Raw genomic sequence first — 5,155 nt, 5'->3', positions numbered from 1 at the left:
CACCGACACTCTCGCCCAGGCCTGGCAGGAGCGGATGCGGATGGGCTACTTCGTCCAGATCGCGAACATGCCCGAGGCCACGAAGCTCTACGACACCGTCGTGACCTGGTGGGACGCCATCGAGGTCCTCATCGTCACCGGCGCAACCACCGCGAAGGTCGAAGCGGGCAACACCGGCATCAAGAACATCAAACGCACCGGCCGCGGATTCCGCAACGCGGAGAACTACCGGACGCGTATCCTGCTCACCAGCGCCGCGAGAACCGTAGCGTGAATACCCGCCACAGCAGGGTCATTCACCACGAACCGCGAAGAGCCGGATTCGCGCCCGTTTACAACGCCGTGGCCGCAACTGCGACGTTGCTGGGACTCATCTTTCTCGCGGTCGCTGATTTCATTCCGCGGTGGCAGAAAGAGGACAGCGCCGAGGGCAGTGGGGCGGAAAGCGTAGAACGCAACGAGCGGCGGCGGGATAACCTTTCGACGCTCGGCCACTCCATCGTGCTTGTTGGGGGAGCGTACTTCCTGGCCACCGCCATCGCGGCCGCTTTCGTATAGGCCGGCCCAACCGGCCGGGGACGGATAGATCATGACCGGAGACGACGACATCGCGGGCGATGTCTGCCCGTGGTGTCATCATGTGCTGCACGACCTCGACAAGTGCGCGCATTGTGACTGGCAACAGACGACGAACGGAAGGACAACCCCATGACCGCTCACGACCAGAACCCCCGCCTTGCCGCCGCTCTCGCCTCGATCAGGCCCGCGCTCAATGCGCAGCCAACGACCGAGGCCGAGCGGGCGCAGTTCCTCTATGACCTCACGCGGGAGGTCTACGATCACGTCAAGTTTGATTTGCACATGCCCACCGCAGACACGGCGGAGCGTACGCGGGTTGGCGACGTGGTTAACGCAGCATTGCCCATCATCGGCCTTCGGGATCACGACGCGCTGTAATCGCTTCGATGATGCAGGAGCCCCACCGGTCTTTGATCGACCACGGGATCCGGCCGGATCCGTCCTCCGTGTCGTAGATGCGGCCCGTCGGTTACGTGAACAACGTGGAATACCAATACGTCAGAATATTTACACGGCTACCTCTCAGGTGTATCGTCAGGCATTCCCAGGCAAAACACATCTACCACATTCACTTTCTCGCGGCCTGGGGACGAATGGAGAGACAACGATGTTTTCGAAGAGACTGCGCCAGGCGGGCCTCGTGATCATGGCTGCCACAGTCGGCCTGGGACTCACGGCCGCACCCGCGGGCGCGACGGAGTCAGCCCCGAACGAAGGAGCTCAGGCGCCCGACACCACAACCGCAGTGGAAGGAAGTAGCGCCCAACCTGCACCGACCGGCGTGAGCGCCGAGGCGTGGTCCGCGACGACGCCGCCTCAGGATGACGAAATTGTTTATACGTCCGTCGAACCGACCTCTGACCGTATCTTGATCGACGGCGCGCCATCAGACATTGCTGTGATGCCTGACTTCGACGCGGAGGCTCCCGTGGTTGTGCTCGATGTCAACGGTCAGCCGGCGTCAGTGGACGACGCCTCAATCGTCGATATTGACGGTGAGGTCACGGAGCTATCGGTGGTCTCCAGTACCGACAGAGCGGCCCTCGCAAGCTGTTGGCGCAGCTGGGTGGCACCAGGCACGGGAACTTGGTACAACTCCGTGAACGGGTGCGCCTTCATCGGACTGGATGCTGCAACCACCGTGGGCTACAGCTGGACGGTGGACTCCAATTCCATTGGCGCAGCGTGCCTGCAGGGACGCGGCTACAAGGCTCGGCACCTGCCTGGCGGCGGCAATGTGTGGGATGAGTACTACGACTCAATTGGCTGCGGCGGGAGCGGTTCTAGCGGAGGCGGAGCCATTAAATGGGGAAATGTCGCTTCAAATAAGGGCGTTAAGATGATGTCAACGTCGGCGCCCTCGGGCGCAGCAGGAATGTTCTCATAGTCGATCACCGCAATACGACGGAGAACGGAGAGGAGAGTCTTCCTCTCCGTTCTCCTCACTCCTTGGGGATCAGTGGCTGGCCAATATTCCCGCGTTTCGGTGCAGCAGTACCGGCTGACACCGATAGCGTGGGGTCATGCACGGACGCAGACTCTTATGGTTGGTCGGCGGCATCGGACTTATCGCTTGCGGTGTTGTGGGCGTCATCCGTGGCGCGGTTTTAGGGGCACCCGGGACGAGTACTGTCCTTACAGTCATAGCTGATGTGCTGTGGGCAGGCGCTATCCTTCTCCTCGCCTTCGGCTTGAGCCGCGAGGGCAGCGTCGTCGGGCGCAAACCGCTGGGGCTCGCAGCCTCCGCTGCTGTGGCGTTGTGGCCCGTGACTTCCACTCTCGTCAACCTGTTCGCTGGCTCCGACAATCTTGAGCAGGCTGACGCCTGGCGGTTTTGGGGATACCTGTCGGTGGTGCTGCCGCTGGTATTCGGGCTAATTGCGGCAATGCAAGTTGCTCGTGCTGGCGTCGTACCAGCTCCGTGGAACTGGGCGCCGCTCTGGGTACTCGGCGTCCAGAGTGTGATGTGGATTTTGCCGCAACTGATCGGTGCTGCTTCACCGACCTTCGTCATGGAGATGGCTGGTCTCGTCGCTGCACTCGGAACCCTGGCATTCCTGACGTCGACCCTAGGTCTCGGCATTCTGGCGGTTATTCTAGCCAGCCGCTCACAAACAGGGACAGTACCCGTCTTTCAGTCCTCGACATCCGAATAGCACTGCAACTTCACCACTCTGTTGAGCTGCTTCCTGATGTGCAGGCCGAAGCACGGGTGTCGCTCTGATCCCTTGTGCGCCAACCGAAGCTTTGTGGTGCGTGACCTGTGTTGGCAGCGTTGCGTGAGCGCGCGATCCGGCGGCCGAGTGTTAGTCGGTGAGTGTTCGTGAGCGGCGGTAGAAGGTTGCGCGGGACATTCCGAGGTCGCGGGCGACCTGTGCTGTTGGCTGGCCGCTCTGTACGAGGTGAAGAGCGTTGCGGATCTGGCTGTCCGTGATTCGCTGTCGGCGTCCGCCGAGATTCTTGCCAGCGATGCGTCGTTTGCTGATCGAATCAACGATGCGCTCGCGTTTGATTTGGTGTTCCATTTGCGCGAGTGCGGCCATGACGGTGAACAACATAGACCCCATCGGCGTGGACGTGTCGACGTCGCCGCCTCCAAGGTTCAGTACGCGCAATCCTGCGCCTCGCGCGCGGAGCTCGTCAGCGAAGGCGAGCATGTTCTGTGTCGATCGGCCCAACCGATCCAGTGTGGTGATGACGAGAGTGTCGCCGGTCTCGATTGCTTCGATCGCACGATCGAACTGGGGGCGAGAGGAACGGGCACCGGAGACTCCGTGATCGGTGTACAGATCATCTCGGCGGACGCCCGCAGCGAGGAGGTCCGCTTCTTGGCGATCCGTCGATTGCTGACGGGTGGACACTCGTGCGTAGCCGATCAGCTTTGTCATTTCAGGGCTCTCCAGGTGTCTCGCAACTAAGGGTGTGTAATCGCTTCTAGTCAATCACTTGCGAGACATAGTTGTGAGAATTGCTGAGCCTCGGAAATTCGCGAAGTAAAAGGTTGGTACTCGGCTCATCGTGAGACGTCTTGTAACCCTAGGGTTATGAGACAGATCCGATTCCGGGATCAGGCGTGAGCGGGTTTCGGAGCGATCAGATGCGTTCTCTGGCGAGCAAATCGTCAGCATGTCGGACGAACTCGTGGGGGTCGGGAACCTCCACGCGGAAGGTTCGCCCGTCGGTCGCGCGCAGAAGGATGCCGACGTCGCCATTGCCGGTTCCATCAACTGTTGCGTTGAGCAGCAACCCTCGCTTGCCGCTGGGTCGGTCGCCCTTGATCCCGTAACCTCCGAAGTCCCACGAGTTCCAGGTGTCTGCGCGAAGCTCCGCGATCTCAGAGGCGACAATCCTCGTGCGATAGAGCACCCAGAACGCGAGAGTCACGCCACGCTGGTCAACGGTAACGACGCATGCGGCAACAGCAGCAGTCATGGCGAGGACCACGGATGCAACGACGGCGAGAGAGACGATGACACCGACAAGGGGCTCTATCGGAAGATTGTTCACCGTCCCGACAGTTGCCACGATCGCGATTGCGGCGAATCCGCCGCCAAGCATGAAGCGCACCCAAAATGACAAGCGAACCCGGGACACCAGAGTGATTGAGTTGCTCATATTGTCAACTGTACCGAGCAGGCGCAGCGCCTCAAGAGTGAAGTGCTGCGCGACTCCGCGACGGACACTCGCACAGAGCGCCGACGTGTCTCACAACCTTGGTGTCTCGTAACGCATGGGATACGAGACACCGAGGTCACGAGACACTCGCCGCGTAGAAGAACCGCTTGCTCAGACCATGTGTCGCGCATCCCGTCCGGTCGTTCCTTCCCGGTGAAATTCGTGGCCTGTAGTTTCGACGGTATGAGCGACGAAACGAACCCTGCCGCGTTAGTTGAGCATCAGGCAGAGTGGGCACAGCGCGCATCGCGGCTCCTGTCAGGCGTCCGGGACGCGGTGGGTGGACTTGACGGCGCTGAGGCCGCGACACTGGATCACATCGGTTCGACTTCTGTGCCGGGCCTGGCCGCGAAGCCGTTCGTCGACCTGCAACTGCGCATCTCACCTCTCCCCGCAGAGCATGAACTCGTCGCCCGCCTCGCACCGCTCGGCTACGTACGCGCACGCGGTTCGCGTCCTGACTCCCCAGGGGTAGACCGCGACCTACCGAGGGGGTCGATCAAGGTCGACCCCCTCGTCTGGGAAAAGCTGCTGTTCTGGCACGAAGACAACCAGGCGATACTTCACGTCCGCCGCGCGGAGTGGAGTCCCGCATAGTGGTGTAACGCGCGGTGGCCTGCCTCGTCTCTGACGTAGACGCGGTCACCGTGTGATCCTTCGAGGAAACCTCCTACAGCCTCTCGAACGGAAGACACACGATGACCGCTCCTCACATTGTCGACTCTGCCACCGTCCTGCGTGAAGCGCTCGGCGACGCGTCACCCGATCTGATGCGGCAGCTGCTGCAGACGATCATCAATTCGCTCCTGTCTGCCGAAGCCGACGCGGTCGCAGGAGCCGAGTACGGACAGCCCTCTCCTGACCGGGCCACCCAGCGCAACGGCTACCGCCACCGTGATCT

Annotated in this window: 9 protein-coding genes; 7 read left to right on the top strand and 2 right to left on the bottom strand. The window is 61.5% G+C overall.

The genetic code is table 11. From position 1 onward, the window contains the following. The 5 genes from G510_RS16940 to G510_RS0112905 form a co-directional block, all read left to right on the top strand. Positions 1-274 (top strand): transposase (locus G510_RS16940; RefSeq protein WP_211219202.1); only part of this gene is annotated, 274 nt, incomplete at its 5' end. Continuing rightward, positions 271-558 carry a hypothetical protein gene (locus G510_RS0112915; protein WP_157560663.1) on the top strand — a complete coding sequence of 96 codons (288 nt, stop codon included), beginning with the start codon at positions 271-273 and terminating at the stop codon, positions 556-558. The genes G510_RS16940 and G510_RS0112915, both read left to right, overlap by 4 nt. 150 nt (positions 559-708) lie before the next feature. Next, a complete protein-coding gene (locus G510_RS0112910; RefSeq protein WP_029153950.1) occupies positions 709-957 on the top strand; it encodes a hypothetical protein in 249 nt (82 codons plus the stop codon). A gap of 403 nt (positions 958-1,360) precedes the next feature. Further along, entirely contained in the window at positions 1,361-1,966 is a 606-nt protein-coding gene (locus tag G510_RS16935) for a hypothetical protein (RefSeq protein ID WP_157560661.1), read from the top strand. Between the two features lie 265 nt (positions 1,967-2,231). Further along, positions 2,232-2,735 (top strand): hypothetical protein, encoded by a 504-nt coding sequence (locus G510_RS0112905; protein ID WP_051216760.1) that lies wholly within the window; start codon positions 2,232-2,234, stop codon positions 2,733-2,735. A gap of 150 nt (positions 2,736-2,885) precedes the next feature. On the opposite strand, the gene G510_RS0112900 is transcribed toward G510_RS0112905, so the two are convergent. Both G510_RS0112900 and G510_RS0112895 read right to left on the bottom strand, forming a co-directional pair. Next, positions 2,886-3,467 (bottom strand): recombinase family protein, encoded by a 582-nt coding sequence (locus G510_RS0112900; protein WP_029153948.1) that lies wholly within the window; start codon positions 3,465-3,467, stop codon positions 2,886-2,888. Between the two features lie 205 nt (positions 3,468-3,672). Continuing rightward, a complete protein-coding gene (locus tag G510_RS0112895; protein WP_029153947.1) occupies positions 3,673-4,194 on the bottom strand; it encodes a hypothetical protein in 522 nt (173 codons plus the stop codon). 243 nt (positions 4,195-4,437) lie between these two features. Between G510_RS0112895 and G510_RS16930 the strand changes: the two genes are divergently transcribed. Together G510_RS16930 and G510_RS0112885 are read left to right on the top strand one after the other, a co-directional pair. After that, positions 4,438-4,851 carry a GrpB family protein gene (locus tag G510_RS16930; RefSeq protein WP_084644386.1) on the top strand — a complete coding sequence of 138 codons (414 nt, stop codon included), beginning with the start codon at positions 4,438-4,440 and terminating at the stop codon, positions 4,849-4,851. Positions 4,852-4,952: 101 nt separating this feature from the next. After that, positions 4,953-5,155 (top strand): transposase (locus G510_RS0112885; protein ID WP_029153440.1); only part of this gene is annotated, 203 nt, incomplete at its 3' end.

This window comes from Microbacterium gubbeenense DSM 15944, from assembly GCF_000422745.1.
GTDB classification, from domain to species: Bacteria; Actinomycetota; Actinomycetes; order Actinomycetales; family Microbacteriaceae; genus Microbacterium; species Microbacterium gubbeenense.
The sequence above is the reverse complement of the archived record's forward strand: the minus strand, read 5'-3'. Positions and strand labels throughout refer to the sequence as shown.

Bases quoted from the DNA above. Each gene is read 5' to 3' on its own strand.
- G510_RS16930 (WP_084644386.1), top strand. From the start codon at position 4,438: ATGAGCGACGAAACGAACCCTGCCGCGTTAGTTGAGCATCAGGCAGAG.
- G510_RS0112900 (WP_029153948.1), bottom strand. From the start codon at position 3,467: ATGACAAAGCTGATCGGCTACGCACGAGTGTCCACCCGTCAGCAATCG.
- G510_RS0112895 (WP_029153947.1), bottom strand. From the start codon at position 4,194: ATGAGCAACTCAATCACTCTGGTGTCCCGGGTTCGCTTGTCATTTTGG.
- G510_RS0112910 (WP_029153950.1), top strand. From the start codon at position 709: ATGACCGCTCACGACCAGAACCCCCGCCTTGCCGCCGCTCTCGCCTCG.